Below are 18719 nucleotides of genomic sequence, written 5' to 3'. Positions count from 1 at the left end.
GCACGGAGCTTGAATCCTAGCGGGCACTCTCCGGCTCTCATGGGGATCGGCGAAGTCGTGCAAACGCGGGGACCCGCAACAGCAAAGGGTGAAACCTTATGAAGATCGTGATGGCAATCATAAAGCCGTTCAAGCTCGACGAGGTGCGCGAGGCGCTCACCGCAGTCGGCATCCAGGGCCTGACCGTCACCGAAGTAAAAGGCTACGGACGTCAGAAGGGTCACACGGAAATCTATCGCGGGGCGGAATACGCGGTCAGCTTCCTGCCGAAGATCAAGATCGAAGTCGCGGTCGCTGTCGACATGGTCGACAAGGCCGTCGAAGCCATCACCGCGGCGGCCAAGACCGGCCAGATCGGCGACGGCAAGATCTTCGTTTTCGGCATCGACCAGGCGGTGCGCATTCGCACCGGCGAAACAGACACCGACGCGCTTTGAGCTGCGGATACGTATTCCAATGGAGAGTTCAATGAATATTCCTTCTACCTTGAAGATAACGGGACGCGCGGCCGTTTTAAGTTCGCTCGCTCTCGCTGCACTGGGCACGGTTGCTGCGTTCGCGCAGGAAGCGGCACCGGCGGCACCGGCTGCCCCTGCGCCCGCGCTCGACACCGGCAACACAGCCTGGATGCTGACCTCGACGGCGCTGGTGCTGATGATGACCGTACCGGGCCTGGCGCTGTTTTATGGCGGCATGGTGCGCAAAAAGAACGTGCTCGCCACCATCATGCAGAGCTTTGCCATCACCTGCCTGGTGACGGTGCTGTGGTTCATGTTCGGCTACTCGCTGGCCTTCTCGGATGGCGGCGGCATGAATGCCTATCTCGGCGGCTTCTCGAAGTTCTTCCACAACGGCATCACCACCTCCTCGCTGTGGCTGCCGGGCGTGGCGAACATTCCTGAGTTCGTCTTCTCGATGTTCCAGATGACCTTCGCCATCATTACGCCGGCGCTGATTGCCGGCGCCTTCGCCGAACGCATGAAGTTCTCGGCGCTGCTCATCTTCATGGGCGCGTGGCTGCTGGTGGTCTACGCCCCGATCGCGCACTGGGTGTGGGGCGGCGGCTTCCTCGGCACAGCCGGCGTTCTCGATTTCGCCGGCGGCACGGTCGTTCACATCAACGCCGGCGTTGCCGGCCTGGTCTGCGCGCTGGTTCTCGGCAAACGTGAAGGCTACGGCACCACCAACATGGCGCCGCACAACCTCGTCTACTCCGTCATCGGCGCTTCGCTGCTGTGGGTCGGCTGGTTCGGCTTCAACGCCGGCTCGGAACTGGCCGCCGACGGCCTTGCCGGTGCCGCGATGCTGAACACCCAGGTTGCCGCTGCCGCTGCGGCGCTCGCCTGGATGTTCGCCGAATGGATCGTCGCCAAGAAGCCGAGCGTGCTTGGCATCATCTCGGGCGCCGTCGCCGGCCTGGTCGCGGTGACGCCGGCTTCCGGTTTCGTCAATCCGACCGGCGCCTTCATCGTCGGCATCGTCGCCGGCGTGCTCTGCTACGTCTCGGCCGTCAAGCTCAAGCACGCGTTCGGCTATGACGACTCGCTCGATGCATTCGGCGTGCACGGCATCGGCGGCATCATCGGTGCATTGCTGACCGGCGTGCTCGCCGATCCGGCGATCAACAGCCTTGGCTCGGGTGCCTCTGTCGGCAAGCAGCTCTACGGTATCGTCTTCACCATCCTGTGGACGGCGATCGCGAGCTTCGTGATCCTCTATATCGTCAAGGCGCTGGTCGGCCTGCGTCCTTCGACCCAGGAAGAGGTCGAAGGCCTCGACATCAGCCAGCACGGCGAAGTGGTGCCGTGAGGTTTATTGGCTGGCACCGGCGTTTTGCCGGTGCCGGGAAGATCCCGTCGTGATGCTCCCGAAAGGGCTCACGCCTTGAGGCCCGGAAGATTTCCGGGCCTTTTTTTGTGCGCAGGCGGCCGTTATGGCTCGATCACACAATCGCTTGATCAAGGTGCTCGATCGGCCGGCGGCGTGAAACAGCGGCCGCAGCGGCTCCGAACTGTGGTGGCGGTCGCCCGTTCCGGTGACGCGGAATGCCCATGGTTAATGCGCCCTTAACCTTCCCGCCGCTAGTCTGACAGCCGAATCTGCCGTGTTGCGCGTCCGCGCCCGGCCGGGCAACGACAGACGAGGAAAAGCATGCGTTCAGGGGCTTCAGCACCGCTTGCGCTGGCCGATACGGAGCACGGCATCCGGTCGTTCGCGAGGCGCCAGGTCGGGCGGCTGGTCGGTGCCGGGCTGTTTGCTCTGGTTGGTTTCGGCGTCGCCGCCCTTGCTACCTGGAACGTCGCCGATCCGAGCTTTTCGCACGCCACCGACAATAGCGTAACCAATGCAATGGGTTATGCCGGCGCCGTCTTTTCCGACATTGCCATGCAGTTCTTCGGACTTGCCGCCGTTGCGGCGCTGGTGCCGGCGGTGATCTGGGGATTTCTGCTGTTTACCGCGCGCGGCGTCGACCGGCTGCCGAAACGGGCGCTGGCCTGGTTCGGGTTTTCGCTGCTTGGCGCGGCAATTGCCGGCTGCGTCGTGCCCCCCAAGACCTGGCCGCTGCCGACCGGCCTCGGCGGCGTCTTCGGCGACATGGTGCTCAATATCCCGGGCCTGGTCATCGGCGGCTATCCGACCGGCCTCGTCGCCAGCGTGCTCGCCGTGCTCCTGGCAGCGCCGGCGCTGTGGGTATTCTTGTATGGCTCGGCGCTGATTTCGCGCAAGAACGGCTTTGCCGTCCTCGAACAGCCTGCAGTGCCCGATCCGCAGGACGACCTGCTTTTCGACAATGAAGAGGACGAGGGCGACGAAGGTATATTGGCGCTTGGCGCCATCACCCACTGGTGGTTGTCGCTGCGGGCCTATCTGCGCCGCCGCGCCGCGCGCCGGCGCGAGCGCGACGATTTCGAGCCGGAGATGGAACCGCGCCCCAGCGCCTGGCGGCGGGCGGCCGAACGGGTCGAATCGGCCGAGTTCGCCGAGGCGCGGATGAGCCCGGGCGGGCGCGCCCGCGTCGAGCCGGAATTCTTCGCCGCCATGGTCAACGACCGCAGTGCCTCGATCGACCCTGACGATGCCGACGTCTTCGATAACGACGACAATGACGACGACATGGATTTCGCGCCCGAGCCGGCCGGCCAGCGCCGCGCTGCGCCAACCGCCAAGGTGCAGAACTTCCGTTCCGACGCCGCGACGCGCGTCGAGGCGCCGGCGCCGCGGCCGGCCCCCGGCGCCCGCGTCCAGCGCGAGGCGCAGACTTCGCTGATCGGCTCGGAAAAATTCGAGATGCCGTCGCTGCACTTCCTGTCGGAACCAAAGAACGTGGTGCGCGACGCCAGCCTGTCCAAGGACGCGCTGGAGCAGAACGCCCGCCTGCTTGAGGGCGTGCTGGAGGATTTCGGCGTCAAGGGCGAAATCATCCATGTGCGTCCGGGTCCGGTCGTCACGCTCTACGAGCTGGAACCGGCGCCCGGCATCAAATCGTCGCGGGTCATCGGCCTGTCCGACGACATCGCCCGCTCGATGAGCGCCATCGCCTGCCGTGTCGCCGTGGTGCCCGGCCGCAACGCGATCGGCATCGAATTGCCGAACGCCAGGCGCGAGACGGTCTATTTGCGCGAGATCATGGCCAGCCGCGATTTCGAAACCACCAAGGCCAAGCTGGCGCTGGCGCTGGGCAAGACCATCAATGGCGAGGCGGTGATCGTCGACATCGCCAAGATGCCGCACGTGTTGGTCGCCGGCACCACCGGCTCGGGCAAGTCCGTCGCCATCAACACCATGATCCTGTCGCTGCTCTACCGGCTGACGCCGCAGGACTGCCGGCTGATCATGATCGATCCAAAGATGCTGGAGCTCTCGGTCTATGACGGCATTCCGCATCTTCTGACGCCGGTCGTCACCGATCCGAAGAAGGCGGTGGTGGCGCTGAAATGGACCGTGCGGGAGATGGAGGACCGCTACCGCAAGATGTCCAAGGTCGGCGTCCGCAACATCGACGGCTTCAACGCGCGCGTGCAGCAGGCCGAGAAAAAGGGCGAAAGGATCTCGCGCACCGTGCAGACCGGCTTCGACCGCCAGACCGGCGAGGCGATCTACGAGACGGAGAACCTCGACCTCGAGCCGATGCCCTACATCGTCGTCATCATCGACGAGATGGCCGATTTGATGATGGTCGCCGGCAAGGACATCGAAGGCGCAGTGCAGCGCCTGGCGCAGATGGCGCGCGCCGCTGGCATCCATGTCATCATGGCGACGCAGCGGCCGTCGGTCGATGTCATCACCGGCACCATCAAGGCGAATTTCCCGACCCGCATCTCCTTCCAGGTGACATCGAAGATCGACAGCCGCACCATCCTGGGCGAGCAGGGCGCCGAACAGCTGCTCGGCATGGGCGACATGCTCTACATGGCCGGCGGCGGCCGCATCCAGCGCGTGCACGGTCCCTTCGTCTCCGACGACGAGGTGGAGAAGATTGTCGCGCATCTGAAATTGCAGGGCGTGCCGGAATATCTCGACGCCATCACCGAGGACGACGACAAGGATGACGATGAGCCGACGGGCAAAGGCAGTGGCGGCGGCGACGGCGGTAATTTCGAGGATTCCGACGATCCCTACGACCAGGCGGTCGCGGTGGTGCTGCGCGACGGCAAGGCCTCTACCAGCTACATCCAGCGCCGGCTCGGCATCGGCTACAATCGCGCCGCCTCGATCATCGAGAAGATGGAGAAGGAAGGCATTGTCGGCCCGGCCAACCATGCCGGAAAACGCGAAATCCTGGTGCCGACGGAGGACGACAAGTTCTAGAGCGCGTCCGCGCCGGCAACTTTGAACCTTTTGGCGCGTTGCAACGACGGGCGCCGTGCGGCCGCCAAACTTAAGCCCAACTGGGGGGCCAGACCAATATAACGAGCAAGCAATCAGATGATGGTGACCGGCATGAAAAACGCAACTCTCCCCCCAAGCAGGGATTTCGCCCCAACCCGCCGGCAGGTGCTCGGCCTCGGCCTGGTCCTGGCCGGTGCGGCGGCCGCCAATGTCGTGCCCGGCTTCCAGTTGCTGGCGTCGGCGCAAGCAGCGGTTCCGGCGACGGCGCAGAAGATCGCCGATCATTTCTCCTCGGTCAAATCGATGAGCGGCGAGTTCGTGCAGTTCGGACCCAAGGGCGAGCAGACCGGCGGCAAGTTCTTTCTGGAACGGCCGGGCAAGATCCGCTTCAATTACGACGGCGCCTCGAATTTCAGGGTGATTTCCGACGGCAAGTCGGTGGTCATCCTCAACAAGAAGCTGCGGACCTCCGACCTCTATCCGCTGTCGAAGACGCCGCTGAAGCTGCTGCTCGACGACAAGATCGATCTGTCGGGCGGGCGCGTCAGAAGCGTCAAGGAAGAGGACGATCTCACCACCATCCAGCTTGCCGACAAATCGGTGTTCGGCAATTCGAAGATCACCATGATGTTCGATCCGAAATCTTATGAATTGCGGCAGTGGACCATCACCGATGCGCAAGGCAAGGACACGACGGTGATGATCTTCAACACCAAGGAGGGCGTCAGCTTCGCCCCCGACACCTTCGCCATCGACTATACGGCGAACCGCGAGCTGAACACCAAGACGCGGTAACTTCCTACTGCTGCGGGATGGTTTTTCCGCGTTGGTGCGGGCGGCTTGTTTTTGCGGTGCGCGGCTGGCAGTAGTTTCCGCGATTGACTTCCGTCGGAGCCATCCGGCGGATCTTGCGTTGTCCGGAACCCCACATGCCGTTTTCCGTCGCTACCTGGAACATCAACTCCGTCCGGCTGCGCATGCCGATCGTCGAGCGCCTGCTGGTCGAGCAGGCGCCGGACGTGCTCTGCCTGCAGGAAACCAAGGTTCCGGACGAATTGTTTCCGGAGAAGGCGTTCCGCAAGCTCGGCTACGAGCACATCGCCTTCCATGGCCAGAAGGGCTATCACGGCGTTGCCACCATAGCGCGGCGGCCGATCGAGGTGGTCGAAAAGCGCCGCTTCTGCGAGATCGACGACAGCCGGCATCTGTCGGTCACCGTCAACGCCGGCGGCAAAACGATCCTGCTGCACAATTTCTACGTTCCGGCCGGCGGCGACGAGCCCGACCCGGCCGTCAACCGCAAGTTCAAGCACAAGCTCGATTTCGTTGCCGAGATGAACGCCGTGCGGGCCGAGCATGACGAGCACTCCGGCTCGATCCTGGTCGGCGACCTCAACATCGCGCCGCTCGAGCACGATGTCTGGTCGCACAAGCAGCTCCTCAATGTCGTCAGCCATACGCCGGTCGAGACGGAAAACTTCGAGGCAATGCGGCTCGCCGGCGACTGGATCGACCTGATGCGGCTCAATGTGCCTTACGAGGAGAAACTCTACACCTGGTGGAGCTATCGCGCCCAGGATTGGCAGGCCTCAAATCGCGGCCGCCGCCTCGACCATGTCTGGTCGTCGCCAAACCTGGTGCCGCATTTTGCCGGCTATGAAATCCTGCGGCCGGCGCGCGGCTGGGAACGGCCCTCGGACCATGTGCCGGTGATCGGGCGTTTCAACCTGGATTAGCTTTGTCTCGCCTCAGCGAAACCTGAAGCTATCCGCGATGTAGTCGGGACGGGCGTTCAGCGTGGCGAAAACGTCCTCCAGGTCAGGCGCCCCCGCCAATATGCCCGACAGGACCAGCGTCGTCGCGACACCGACGCCGTTGCCGCCGGCGATGTCGTGCTCGACGCTGTCGCCGACGCAGACCACGCTGTCGCGCTCCGGGTGGCCCGCCAGTGCCAGCGCTGCCTCGAATATCTGCGGATTGGGCTTGCCAATGCGCACCACGCTGCCGCCGAGGCTCTCATAGAGATCGGCGAGCCGGCCGGCGCCGAAGCGAGGGCCGACGGCAGTCAGCATGATCTTGTCGGGATTGGTGCAGAAGCATGGCACCCGCCGCGCCGCCGCCGGACCAAGAAGCCGGCGATAATGGTCGAGGTCGTAGCGATCGCCCTCGCTGGCGGAAATCAGCACCAGTTCGGCATCGTAGCCGTCCTTGGCCAGGACGAAGGGCAGGCCGTCGACAGCCGAACGGTCATTGTCGCGGCGGATCAGCAGGCATTTTGTCTGCGGGCGCAGGGCTCCGGAGGCTGCCATTTGGTGGAAGGAGCGCCACGCCACCTCGCCGGAGGAGACAAAGTGATCCCAGCTTCCCGGTTCGAAGCCGAGCTTCAGCAGGCGGTGCTCATTGGGTTGCGCCCGCTTGCCGGAATTCGAGATCAGTACGATGGTCTTGCCGGCGCGCTTGAGTGCCGACAACGCTTCGACAGCACCTGGATAGGCGCTGGTGCCGTCGTGCAGCACACCAAATTGGTCGAGCAGGAACACCTGATAGCGGTCGGTCAGCGCGGCGATGCCGTCGAGGTGTTGAATTGCCTTGGTCGTCATAAAAGCCCCGCTGCGCTTGCGCCCATCAGCGCCAGCCGCGCCGTGCCGGCAGCGGCCTCCTCCGAAAGAGCCGGCACGAGAGCGACGCCAAGCTTGCGCTGCCGGATCGCTGTCCAGGCCGGATTGGCCGCACCGCCGCCGACGCTCCTGACCGATGTCAGTCGGGGGGCGCCGAGTTCGGCAAGCCGGCGATAGCCGAGCGCTTCGATCGCCGCAATACCCTCGAACATCGCTTTCAGATAGTCGGCGTCGTCGGCGGGCCGCGGCTCGAGGCGCGGCGGCAGCGCCGGATCGGCTATGGGGAAGCGTTCGCCCGGCGCCGGCAGCGGGTAATAATCGAGGCCGGTCTTCGTCGCCGGGTCGATTTTTTTGCTGAGTTCGACAATGCGGGCGACGGGGAAATGCTGGGCCAGCACCTTGCCGCCGGAGTTCGAGGCGCCGCCCGCCAGGTAGGTGTCACCCAGCCGATGGCTGTAAATGCCGAATTGCGGCGCCGAGATCGGCCGGTCGCAGAGGATCTTGATGGTCAGCGACGAGCCGAGCGCGGTAACGCCGTCGCCCGCGGCACTCGCACCGGTCGCCAGGAATGAGGCGCAACCATCCGTCGTGCCGGCAACGACAACCACGTCGCGCGGCAGGCCGAACATTTTCGCAGCGCTGGCGGTGAGCGTGTCCGTGACATCGCCCGGCCGCACGACGCGGGGCAGGAATTCCATGCGCACGCCGGTCGCCGCGATCCAGTCCGGCCAGCGCCTGGCCCCGACGTCGTAGCCGGTCTTCAGGGCATTGTTCTCGTCGCTGACATCGAAGCGGCCGGAAAACTGTCCGGCGATCCAGTCTGCCTGGTGCAGCACAGTGGCGACGCCGGGCAGGTGCTGGAAAGACAGCGCCTTGGCGAGACCGGAGGTCGCCCCGAGTGCAGCGCTCGTTGCCGGTGCCGCGTCGGCTATTGCTGTCAGGATAGTGTCGTCAGCGACCTTGTCGTTGTACATCAGCGGTTCGGCCAGCGGCCGCCCGGCGCCGTCGACCGGCAGCAGCGTGCCCGACGTACCGTCGACGGCGATCGAGCGCACTGCCGCGCGATCGATACATTTGAGCAGTTCCGCCAACGTCGCGCCGACCGCCTCCCACCATATGGCGGGGTCGCGGCCGTTCGGCCCAAATCGCTCGAGGGCAATAGCGGAATGCGCGGCAACGGAAAAGTCCGGACGCATGGCGACGGCGCGCGCGCCGGATGTGCCGATGTCGATGCCGATGGCAAGCGGGCCAGACGAACGCGACATGTCAGCTGCCTCCGGCATTGAGTTTCTGGCGATATTTTTCGGCGTCCCAGTTGATCAGCTCGTCATTCTCCGCCGCTGTCAGATAATTCAGCTTCGCCGCGACATCGATCCGCGCCGTCACGTCGGAAAGGCAGCGCTGCATGGCGTCGGCACCGGCGCCGGCGTCGCCGCGCATCAGCACGCCGAGTCCAGGAAACAGGATCGCCACGGGTGCGGCGCCGCAGCGCTCGATGACGCGCTTCGCACCCTCGTCCGGTCTCGCCACGACCGAGCCTTCGCCGAGAAAGATGACGTGGTCGGGGTAGAGGCTGCCACCCGAAGCCATGCGGCAGCTTTCGGGGTCGATCGCCACCGCATGCGCCTCAACGTCCGCCGGCAATCTGTAGTCGCTGTCGCCGGCGCGCGCCGTCAATGCCGCGATGTCCGGTTCCGCCACCTGGCGCGGCGGCCGCGCCAACAGTCGTGTCACGCGCCGCAGCAGCATGTCGGCCGCGGCGACGGTCTCGGCTGCAACGACCAGGCCGTGATTGCCGAGGATCAGGATATCCACGCCTGGCCGAAGGCGCTCGGCGATACCCTGCGCGAGCGGCAGTCCCGGCCGGCGATAGGGAATATACGCCCATTGATGGCCGTCGAGCCGCCTGGCCGCCTCGGCCTCGCAGTCGGCCTGCACGGCCAGCGAAATGGTCTCGACGCAGTGAACATGCAGAACGATGCGCTGCGGCATCAGCGCATGCACGGTGGTCTCGATCGACGGGCGCAAGCCGCGCGCGTTGAGGGCGTCGACAGTGAAGGCCTGCGGCTGTTCGGCGGCCGGGTCGCGCCGTTCGATGGCGTCGAGCAGTGGCGGGATGCCGACCGGCACCATGATGTCGGCGATGAGCGCGTCCTTCAGCCAGGTGCCGGAGGCCTTGATCCAGAGCGTGTCGCCGGCTTTCAGCGAGGTGTTGCCGCCGGCGGCCTGGGTCAGATGCGGGTCGCTGCCGATGGCGGCCGAAAGCGACCGCAGCGCTGCCAGTTCCTGCGCATCCGCACTGATCGTCATCGAAATTCCTCTACAATCCGGCCGCGTGGCCACGGCTTTGGACGTCCCGGTGCCGGGACGAAGACCCATGCTGGTATCGCAGATGCGAGTAAGTTACGTCAACAGTGATGTTATCGCGTCAAATCAGGCTTGCAATCCGAGGGCCGTTGAGTAAGTTGCACCAATTGCCATGCAAAACGGCAATGCCGTGCAAAATGCTTGGGAGGCAAGCGCATTGGGAGGTAAGGGTTGAGCGACTCCGGCCGCCAGCGTCAGATTGTCGAGCTTTTGCGGGACCGGCCTTTCGCATCGGTGCGCGAGCTGCAGGAGCGGCTTGGCGTATCGGCGGCGACGGTGCGGCGCGACATCGACAAGATCGACGAGGCCGGCGAAGCGCGCAAGGTCTATGGCGGCATCTCGGCGCTCGATGGCGCTTCGCAAGCCGGCGTCGCCTATGCCAGGCCCTATGACGAGAACCGCGACCTCGCCGTCGAGGCGAAGCGGCAGATCGCCGCTCTCGCCGCCACCATGGTGCGCGACGGCGACGCGGTCATCGTTCATGGCGGTTCGACCTGCTTCCATCTCGGCGTCAAGCTCGCCGACCGCAACATCCGCCTCTACACCAACTCGATGCCGCTCGCGGCCTATCTCAGCGACCACGGCCATTGCAGCCTCACCGTCGCCGGCGGCGAACTGCACCGCGAGCCGGGCATCATCCATTCGCTGACGCAGACGGTGCCGTTCTACGCCTCGAAGTTCTTTCTCGGCGCGCAAGGCATCGGCCAGGAAGGCCTTCTGGAATCGCACCCGCTGCTGGTCCGCTCGATCGTCGAGCTCAGCCTCTGCGCCGACCAGATCGTCGTGCTGGCCGACAGCCGAAAACTGTCGATCCACGCGCGCAATGTGGCACTGCCGCTGTCGCGGATCGGCACGCTGGTCACCGATGACGGCCTGTCCGAGACAGATGCCCGCATGCTCGAAGATGCCGGCGTCATGGTGCGGATCGCGGCTTCCTCGGGAGGCGCCCAGTGAACATCGCCGTCCTCGATTTCGGCAAGACCAATTCGAAGCTGTTCGTCTTCGGCCAGGACGGACAGATCCTCGACGAGCGCCGCAGCCAGCCGAGCTGGATCCGAAAAGGCGGCTTCAGCGTGCTTGACGAGCCAGCGCTGCACGACTGGGCGGCTCGCGCCATCGATGCTGCAGTCGACACGCATGGCGTGGAAGGGCTGATGGTATCCGGCCATGGCTGCACCTTCGCGTTGGTCGACGAAGCCGCGCTGACGCATCCGATCCTCGATTACGAGCAGGAACCGCCAGCTGAAATCGCCGCGCAGATCGACCGCCGCATTCCGGATTTTGCCGAGACCTTTTCGCCGCGCCTGCCGCTTGGCTTCAACTACGGCCGCCACATGTTGTGGCTGAACGAGGTGGAGCCCGGTGCCTTCGCCGCAGCGAAATCGATCCTCGGCTACCCCCAATATTGGAGCTGGCGGTTTGGCGGCCGGCCGGTATCGGAAGTGTCGTATCTTGGCTGCCACTCGCATTTATGGGCGCCGCGCAAACGCGATTTCAGCTCGCTGGTCGATGCCGAGGGCTGGCGCGGCCAGATGCCCGCCTTCGAGCGCGCCGGCGCGGTGATCGGCGAGCAGCGCTTCGGCCAGGCCGCGAAGCCAGTCGCCATCCATAATGGCGTCCACGACAGCAATGCCGCGCTGCATGCCTACCGCCGGCAGCAACTCGGGCCGGTGACCGTGGTCTCGACCGGCACCTGGGTGGTCGTGCTCAATCCCGACTGCCCGCTCGACGCACTCGACGGCGAGCGCGACATGCTGGTCAATGTCGATGTCGATGGCGGCCCGGTGCCAACCGTCCGCTTCATGGGCGGGCGCGAATTCGCCACGATCAGCGCCGGCTGGCAGGGCGCAATCGCGCCGTCATCGACACAACGGGTGATCGACGCCGGCATCATGGCGCTGCCGAGCTTTGCACCCGGCGGCCCGATGCCGCACCGCCGCGGCGAACTGGTCGGGCGTACGCCCAGTGCCGAGGAACGCGCGGCCATGGCGCTGCTCTATGTCGCGCTGATGGTCGATCTGTGCCTCGAGCTGATCCATTCGGACAACACAGTGATCGTCGACGGCGGCCTGAACAATGGCGGGCTGCTTGCCGCGTTGCTGGCGCAGTTGCGGCCCGGGCAGGCTTTCCTGCAGGGCGCAACGCTGGAGGGCAGCGCCACCGGTGCTGCCGCACTTGCCTTCGAAAGCGTCGGACGCGAGTTTGCCACCGAAGCGCCGGAGGCGGTGCATGCGGCAAGTTTCAGCGGCCTTGCCGGCTATCGCAACGACTGGCGCGGCCTTGCCGCCGACCGGGCTGTGGCCAGCGCAACTGCAGGAGGTGCGCGATGAGCGCCGCCGCCCGGATCGAGACGGTGCGCCAGCCGGTGCTGGAGATGCGCCACATCTCCAAGACGTTCGGTGCGATCCGCGCCTTGCACGATGTGTCGCTGACCGTTCACGCCGGCGAGCTGCACGCGCTGATGGGCGAAAACGGTGCCGGCAAGTCGACGCTGATGAAGGTGCTGTCCGGCGCCTACCGGCCGGACCCCGGCGGCGAAATCCTGATCGACGGCGTGCCGGCCGCGACTGGCGACCCGATCAAGGCGCGCGCCGCCGGCATTGCGGTCATCTATCAGGAGCTGTCGCTGGCGCCTAATCTGTCGGTAGCGCAGAACATTTTTCTCGGCAACGAGCCGCGACGGTTCGGCGTTGTCGACCGCGAGCAGTGCAATCGGCGCGCCAGCGAGATCATCGCGCGGCTCGGCGTGACCTTCTCGGCGCGCACTCCGGTCGCAAGCCTGTCGCTCGGCGAGCGACAGCTGGTGGAAATCGCCCGCGCGCTGTCGACCAATGCGCGCATCATCGTCATGGACGAGCCGACCACGTCGCTGACCTCGCGCGAGACCGACCGGCTGTTCGAGGTGATCGCGACGCTGAAGTCGCAAGGCATCGCCATCATCTACATCAGCCACCGCATGGAAGAGGTCTACCAGCTCGCCGACCGCGTCAGCGTGCTACGCGACAGCGGCTATGTCGGCACGCTCGACCGCGCCGACCTGAACGCCTCGCGCCTGGTATCGATGATGGTCGGGCGCGATCTGTCGACGTTCTACAAGAAGGATCACCGTCCGCCGGACAGCAAGCGCGCCATCGCGCTGTCGGTGCGCGGCATGTCGGACGGCAATCTCATAAAGAATTGTTCCTTCGACCTCCACAAGGGCGAGGTGCTGGCATTGGCCGGCCTGGTCGGCTCGGGCCGCACCGAACTGGCACGGCTGATCTTCGGCGCCGACAGGCACACATCAGGCACGCTGGAGCTCGGCGGCAAACCGATATCCATCGGTTCGCCGAGCGAGGCGCTCGATGCCGGCATCGCCTACCTGACCGAGGACCGCAAGCAACTTGGCCTGTTTCTCGACATGTCGATCTCCGACAATATCAGCATGGGCGTGCTGGCAAAGGACGCGAAGGCCGGCGGTTTGCGCGACTTCACGGCTGCCGAAAAGCGCGCCGCCAAGGCGGTGTCAGACCTCTCCATCCGCACCAGCTCGGTGCAGGCCAATGCCGGCTCGCTGTCGGGCGGCAACCAGCAGAAGGTGCTGCTCGCCCGCCTGCTGGAAACCGAGCCGCAGGTCGTCATCCTCGATGAGCCGACCCGCGGCGTCGATGTCGGGGCGAAGTCGGAAATCTATCGGCTGATCGACAACCTGGCCAAGAAAGGCATCGCCATCCTGATGATCTCCAGCGAACTGCCGGAGGTGATCGGCATCGCCGACCGCGTGCTGGTGATGCGCGACGGCACCATTGCCGGCGAGGTGACGGCGTCGGAGGGCGAGCCGCTGCGGCAGGAAGCGATCATGGAACTTGCAACGGGAGCGGCTCAGCGATGACCGACAAGGTGGCCGACACGATGAAAGCGGACGACCGGGCGGTCGGCAGGAGCACGAGGTGGCGTACCGCCATTGCCGCACTCGGCATGCTGCCGATCCTGATCCTGCTGGCGGTCGGCTTCCAGTTCATCAATCCGCGCTTTTTCACCCAGACCAATCTGCTGATCGTCATGCAGCAATCGTCGATCAACATCGTGCTGGCCGCCGGCATGACCTTCGTCATCCTGACCGGCGGCATCGACCTGTCCGTCGGCTCCATCCTTGCCGCCTCGGCGATGGTGGCGGTGATGGTGTCGCTGGTGCCCGATTGGGGACTGCTGGGCGTGCCCGCGGCCATTCTCGTCGGGCTCGGTTTCGGCGTCATCAACGGGCTGCTGATCGCCTATATCAAGCTGCCGCCCTTCATCGTCACGCTGGGATCGCTGACCGCCGTGCGCGGCGTCGCCCGCCTGCTCGGCCAGGACACGACGGTGTTCAACGCGGACCTGCCGTTCGACTTCATCGGCAACGGTTCGCTGTTCGGCATTCCGTGGCTGGTAATCATCGCGCTGGCGGTCGTCGTCCTGTCCTGGCTGGTGCTCAAGCGCACCGTGCTCGGCACCTGGATCTACGCCGTCGGCGGCAACGCCGAGGCCGCCAGGCTGACCGGCATCAAGGTGCCGCTGGTGCTGCTCTTCGTCTACGGCGTTTCCGGCCTTCTGGCCGGCCTTGGCGGCGCCATGTCGGCGGCCCGGCTCTATGCCGCCAACGGGCTTCAGCTCGGCCAGTCCTACGAACTCGACGCCATTGCCGCAGTCATCCTCGGCGGCACCAGTTTCGTCGGCGGTGTCGGCTCGATCTGGGGCACGCTGATCGGCGGCCTGATCATCGCCGTGCTGTCCAACGGGCTCATCCTCGCCGGTGTTTCGGACATCTGGCAGTACATCATCAAGGGATTGGTCATCATCGTGGCGGTCGCCCTCGACCGTTACCGGCTCCAGGCAGGAGCAAGAACGTGATGGCCCTTAGTCGCCGGCATCCAACGAGCCGGTTTCATGTGTAACGCACCGTGAGAGGCGCGGGGCATCAGGAGGAAAACAAAACAATGAAGACCATCGCTAAACTGCTCTGCGGCGTCGCCCTTGCGGCCGCCGTCATCGCGCCGGCATCGGCAAAGGATCTGAACAAGGTCGGCATCTCGGTCGGACTGCTCGGCAACCCGTTCTTCGTCGCCACCATCAAGGGCATCGAGGACGCGGCCAAGAAGATCAACCCGAATGTGCAGGTGACCTCGGTATCGGCCGACTACGATCTCAACAAGCAGGTATCGCAGGTCGATTCCTTCATCGCTGCCGGTGTCGACGTCATCATGCTCAACGCAGTCGATGCCAAGGCGATCGCGCCGGCGGTGAAGAAGGCGCAGGCGGCCGGCATCGTCGTTGCCGCTTTCGACGTTTCGGCGCCGGGCGCCGACGTCACCGTGATGACCAACAACGTCAAGGCCGGCGAAGAGGCGTGCCAGTATCTGGTCGATAATACCGGCGGCAAGGGCGACTATGTCATCCTCAATGGCCCGGCCTCGTCGTCGATCCTGGAGCGGGTCAAGGGCTGCAAGGACGTGCTGGCAAAGCACCCCGACATCAAGATCCTTTCCGACGACCAGAACGCCGAAGGCTCGCGTGACGGCGGCCTGAAAGTGTTCCAGTCGCTGCTGACGCGTTTCGACAAGATCGACGCGGTCTTCGCCATCAACGATCCGACGGCGATCGGCGCCCAGCTTGCGGCCAAGCAGCTCAACCGCTCGGAGTTCATCTTCACCGCGGTCGACGGTGCACCCGATATCGAGAAGGAACTCGCCTCCGGCACGTCGATGATCAAGGCCTCGGCCTCGCAGGATCCCTATGTGATGGCCGGCCAGTCGCTGACGATGGCGGCTGACCTGCTTGCCGGCAAGAAGCCGGCCGAGCCGACTGTGCTGCTCGACCCGAAGCTGATCACGGCCGACAATTTGAAGGATTACAAGGGCTGGACCGCGGCTCGCTAAGCCCCCCACGCGGGGGGGGGCGGTTTTGACCGCCCGCACCTTTTTGTCCGAGCATCGGATTGCCAAAACCGCTTTGGACTTGGGTCAGCTGGAAATAACCGGAGACGATCATGTCGCGCATCGGAATCCACTCATTCGTCTGGTCGGCGAGCTCGGCGCAGGGCGACCTCGAGCGGACGCTGGCCAACACCAGGGAAGCCGGCTTCGACCTGATCGAATTCTCCTATCTCGACCCCGCCAATGTCGACATTGACGGCCTGGCCAAGCGGATCGCCGATCTCGGCCTCGGCGTTGCGATCAGCATTGGACTGCCGGCCGACGGCGATATTTCGAGCGCCGACAAAACGATTGCCGCGCACGGCGTCGAAATCCTGGAACGTACGATCGCGCTGACCCGCGATCTCGGCGGCCAGAAGGTTGCCGGCATCCTCAGCACCAGCCACGGCTTGCAGAGCGAGGCGCCGACGCGTGACCAGTGGAACCGCAGCGCCGGCACGCTGGCCGAGGTGGCGGACACGGCAAAATCAGCCGGCGTCACCCTCAACCTCGAAATCGTCAACCGCTTCGAAAGCAATCTGCTCAACACCGCCGCGCAAGGCATGGCCTTCATCGCGGACAGCGGCTCCGACAATATCTTCCTGCATCTCGACAGCTTCCACATGAACATCGAGGAGGCCGATGTCGGCTTGGCCATTCGCAATGCGGTCGGGAAGATCGGCTATGTGCATATCGGCGAGAGCCATCGCGGCTTCCTCGGCACCGGCAATATCGATTTTGCCGGGATATTCGATGCGCTGACCGCCATCGGCTACAGCGACGACCTCAGCTTCGAATCCTTCTCCTCGGAAATCGTCGACGAGAACCTGTCGCGGAAAACCGCGATCTGGCGCAATCTGTGGACCGACAATTTGGAGCTGGCCAAACATGCGCGCCGCTTCATTGCGCTGGGACTGGAGACGGCACGGCGCAAGGCCGAGCTTGTTTCCGCAACGCACCGGCCCTGAGCCCTCGCAGTTCCGAAGTCGATCTGGTTAGGCCAGAGGCGCTATATTAGCCGGCAAAACGCGGCCCAAGTTCCTCAATGCGGCGAATCATCGCCTGGAAATCCTCCAAAATGCGCTGGTGCAGGTGAACCGCCAGTTCCGGGTATTCCTCGAGGATGCGGCGGAACATCTTGCGGCTGAGCCGCAGCACTTCCGAATCGATTTCGGCGGAGGCGCTGGTCAGCCGGTTGGTGTCGGCGATCAGCGCCAGTTCGCTGAGCATGGTGCCGGGGCCGACGGTGCCGATCGGGATGCGCTCGCCGTCGTGCTCGCGGTAGAGGACGATGCGGCCGCTGACCACGATGTAGGCTGAATCAGCCTCGTCGTCCTCGCGGTAAAGCTTGTGGTCGGCTTTCAACATGGTGGTTTCGGCGCCGAAGGCGAGCAGACGCAGCTGTTCCTGCGTAAAGCCCTCGAAGAGCCTCACGGTGGACAGGATGCGGATGTCGTCATCCAGCGCCATCTAGCTATGTCCCCGAACCGTCAGTCCGACTCCTCCCCTACGAGGCCGATCCAAAACCACCTCCAGCCTCAGGACCGTACCCGAAAAGCGCCCCGCCCGGATCGCTTATTTGAATAATGAAATGTTTAAGGAACCAGCTTGTAGCCGCCGCTTTCTGTCACGAGAATTTCCGCGTTGGAAGGATCGCGCTCGATCTTCTGGCGCAGCCGGTAGACGTGAGTTTCGAGCGTATGCGTGGTGACGCCGGAATTGTAGCCCCAGACTTCCTCCAGCAGCACGTCGCGGGTCACCACCTTCTGGTCGGCACGGTAGAGATATTTGATGATCGAGGCTTCCTTTTCGGTCAGCCGCACCTTGGCGCCCCGCGGGTCGATCAGAAGCTTCTGGCTGGGCTTGAACGTGTAGGGGCCGACCGAGAAAGTGGCGTCCTCGCTCTGTTCGTGCTGGCGCAACTGCGCGCGGATGCGGGCCAGCAGCACGGCAAAACGGAACGGCTTCGTCACATAGTCGTTGGCGCCGGCCTCGAGGCCAAGGATGGTGTCGGAATCGGTATCATGGCCGGTCAGCATGATGATCGGCGCCTTGTAGCCGCCCTTGCGCAATATCTTTACCGCCTCGCGGCCATCCATGTCGGGCAGGCCGACATCCATGATGAGCAGGTCGATGAGCCCGCCACGCGCCGTGGCGACGCCTTTGGCGGCGGTCGCTTCCTGCAGGACATCGAATTCCTCATAAAGCGACAATTGCTCGACAAGGGTGCCGCGCAGGTCGTCATCGTCATCGACGATCAGAATGGTGCGTGAAGTCATGGATCAATCCGTTGTTTTGAAAAGAGATTTCAGTTGACCGCTGCCTGTTTATGCGGAAGCTGACCGGCACAACAGCCGTTCACAGTGATTTGTTCCGTGGCACGATCATACAAGAAAAAACACGATCGCAATGCAGTCGGCGCAATTTTGCCGAAAGGGCTCACCGTGCTCACCGTGCGCGCGCGCCCCGGCCAACCCAGCCAGGGCTTTCTGCAGGCCGGCAAACTGGTGTTTCCATGTGCGCTGGGGCATGGCGGCATCTCGGCCGGCAAGCGCGAGGGCGACGGCGCCACGCCGCTTGCCTCGATGCGGATATTGTCGGGATATTTTCGCGGCGACCGTTTTGCCGGCGGCCGCCGGACGCGGCTGGCGATGACGCCGATCGGCCGCGACCTCGGCTGGTGCGAAGTGCCTGGGGACCGCAACTACAACCGCCCGGTCAAAATCCCCTATGGCGCCAGCCATGAGCGGATGCTGCGCACCGACGATCTCTATGACGCCTGCCTGGTGCTGGACTGGAACATTGTGCCGCGCCGGCGCGGGCGCGGCAGCGCCATCTTCTTCCACCTGGCGCGCCCCGGCTTCACGCCGACGCAAGGCTGCGTCGCGGTAACGGCCCGCACCATGGCACGGCTGCTGCCGCTGCTGTCGGAGCGGACGGTGGTAAGAGTGGTAAGGTAAGGGAGTAGGGGAAT

Annotated in this window: 17 protein-coding genes; 12 read left to right on the top strand and 5 right to left on the bottom strand. The window is 64.6% G+C overall.

All coding sequences use genetic code 11. The features are described 5' to 3' along the window. Window positions 1-98 precede the first annotated feature (98 nt). From NKH28_RS10870 to NKH28_RS10850, 5 genes are all read left to right on the top strand, one after another. Window positions 99-437: a P-II family nitrogen regulator gene (locus NKH28_RS10870; RefSeq protein ID WP_023679755.1), complete on the top strand. Its 339-nt coding sequence runs from the start codon at window positions 99-101 to the stop codon at window positions 435-437. Window positions 438-486: 49 nt separating this feature from the next. Then, on the top strand, window positions 487-1809 hold the full coding sequence (locus NKH28_RS10865; protein ID WP_502893763.1) for an ammonium transporter: 1323 nt from the start codon (window positions 487-489) through the stop codon (window positions 1807-1809). A 342-nt stretch (window positions 1810-2151) separates the two neighbouring features. Further along, entirely contained in the window at window positions 2152-4809 is a 2658-nt protein-coding gene (locus tag NKH28_RS10860) for an FtsK/SpoIIIE family DNA translocase (RefSeq protein WP_352978827.1), read from the top strand. Between the two features lie 132 nt (window positions 4810-4941). Next, window positions 4942-5625, top strand: coding sequence for an outer membrane lipoprotein carrier protein LolA (locus NKH28_RS10855; RefSeq protein WP_352978825.1), 684 nt, complete (start codon window positions 4942-4944; stop codon window positions 5623-5625). Window positions 5626-5759: 134 nt separating this feature from the next. Beyond that, entirely contained in the window at window positions 5760-6566 is an 807-nt protein-coding gene (locus tag NKH28_RS10850; RefSeq protein WP_352450145.1) for an exodeoxyribonuclease III, read from the top strand. Between the two features lie 12 nt (window positions 6567-6578). Here the strand turns inward: NKH28_RS10850 and NKH28_RS10845 are convergent, their stop codons facing one another. Genes NKH28_RS10845 through NKH28_RS10835 form a run of 3 tightly spaced genes read right to left on the bottom strand, consistent with a single transcriptional unit; the run spans window position 6579 to window position 9758 of the window. Further along, window positions 6579-7430 carry a TIGR01459 family HAD-type hydrolase gene (locus tag NKH28_RS10845; RefSeq protein ID WP_352978823.1) on the bottom strand — a complete coding sequence of 284 codons (852 nt, stop codon included), beginning with the start codon at window positions 7428-7430 and terminating at the stop codon, window positions 6579-6581. Then, window positions 7427-8713: an FGGY-family carbohydrate kinase gene (locus tag NKH28_RS10840; protein ID WP_352686726.1), complete on the bottom strand. Its 1287-nt coding sequence runs from the start codon at window positions 8711-8713 to the stop codon at window positions 7427-7429. Before NKH28_RS10840 ends, NKH28_RS10845 begins: the two co-directional genes overlap by 4 nt. Before the next feature lies 1 nt (window position 8714). Then, window positions 8715-9758 carry a class II aldolase/adducin family protein gene (locus NKH28_RS10835; protein ID WP_352978821.1) on the bottom strand — a complete coding sequence of 348 codons (1044 nt, stop codon included), beginning with the start codon at window positions 9756-9758 and terminating at the stop codon, window positions 8715-8717. Window positions 9759-9986: 228 nt separating this feature from the next. On the opposite strand from NKH28_RS10835, the gene NKH28_RS10830 reads away from it, so the two are divergent. The 6 genes from NKH28_RS10830 (at window position 9987) to NKH28_RS10805 (ending at window position 16713) form a co-directional block, all read left to right on the top strand. Beyond that, on the top strand, window positions 9987-10769 hold the full coding sequence (locus NKH28_RS10830) for a DeoR/GlpR family DNA-binding transcription regulator (protein ID WP_023680486.1): 783 nt from the start codon (window positions 9987-9989) through the stop codon (window positions 10767-10769). Then, window positions 10766-12145 (top strand): FGGY-family carbohydrate kinase, encoded by a 1380-nt coding sequence (locus NKH28_RS10825; protein WP_352978819.1) that lies wholly within the window; start codon window positions 10766-10768, stop codon window positions 12143-12145. The genes NKH28_RS10830 and NKH28_RS10825 overlap by 4 nt, the downstream gene beginning before the upstream one ends. Continuing rightward, the gene (locus tag NKH28_RS10820; protein WP_023680484.1) at window positions 12142-13686 is read left to right on the top strand and encodes a sugar ABC transporter ATP-binding protein; all 1545 of its coding nucleotides are present in this window, start codon (window positions 12142-12144) and stop codon (window positions 13684-13686) included. Before NKH28_RS10825 ends, NKH28_RS10820 begins: the two co-directional genes overlap by 4 nt. A gap of 20 nt (window positions 13687-13706) precedes the next feature. Beyond that, the gene (locus NKH28_RS10815) at window positions 13707-14684 is read left to right on the top strand and encodes an ABC transporter permease subunit (protein ID WP_502894527.1); all 978 of its coding nucleotides are present in this window, start codon (window positions 13707-13709) and stop codon (window positions 14682-14684) included. An 86-nt stretch (window positions 14685-14770) separates the two neighbouring features. Continuing rightward, entirely contained in the window at window positions 14771-15709 is a 939-nt protein-coding gene (locus tag NKH28_RS10810; protein WP_352470775.1) for an ABC transporter substrate-binding protein, read from the top strand. Window positions 15710-15819: 110 nt separating this feature from the next. Further along, window positions 15820-16713 carry a sugar phosphate isomerase/epimerase family protein gene (locus tag NKH28_RS10805; protein WP_352770204.1) on the top strand — a complete coding sequence of 298 codons (894 nt, stop codon included), beginning with the start codon at window positions 15820-15822 and terminating at the stop codon, window positions 16711-16713. 46 nt (window positions 16714-16759) lie between these two features. Here NKH28_RS10805 and NKH28_RS10800 read toward each other — a convergent pair whose 3' ends face one another. Together NKH28_RS10800 and NKH28_RS10795 are read right to left on the bottom strand one after the other, a co-directional pair. Then, entirely contained in the window at window positions 16760-17215 is a 456-nt protein-coding gene (locus tag NKH28_RS10800; RefSeq protein WP_352470773.1) for a Crp/Fnr family transcriptional regulator, read from the bottom strand. A gap of 125 nt (window positions 17216-17340) precedes the next feature. Next, window positions 17341-18024, bottom strand: coding sequence for a response regulator transcription factor (locus tag NKH28_RS10795; protein ID WP_023680479.1), 684 nt, complete (start codon window positions 18022-18024; stop codon window positions 17341-17343). A 144-nt stretch (window positions 18025-18168) separates the two neighbouring features. On the opposite strand from NKH28_RS10795, the gene NKH28_RS10790 reads away from it, so the two are divergent. Beyond that, the gene (locus NKH28_RS10790) at window positions 18169-18705 is read left to right on the top strand and encodes a L,D-transpeptidase family protein (protein ID WP_245274862.1); all 537 of its coding nucleotides are present in this window, start codon (window positions 18169-18171) and stop codon (window positions 18703-18705) included. Window positions 18706-18719: the final 14 nt, after the last annotated feature.

This window comes from Mesorhizobium sp. M1227, assembly GCF_040318315.1.
Lineage (GTDB): Bacteria > Pseudomonadota > Alphaproteobacteria > Rhizobiales > Rhizobiaceae > Mesorhizobium.
This window is presented reverse-complemented; position numbering and strand designations above follow the sequence as displayed.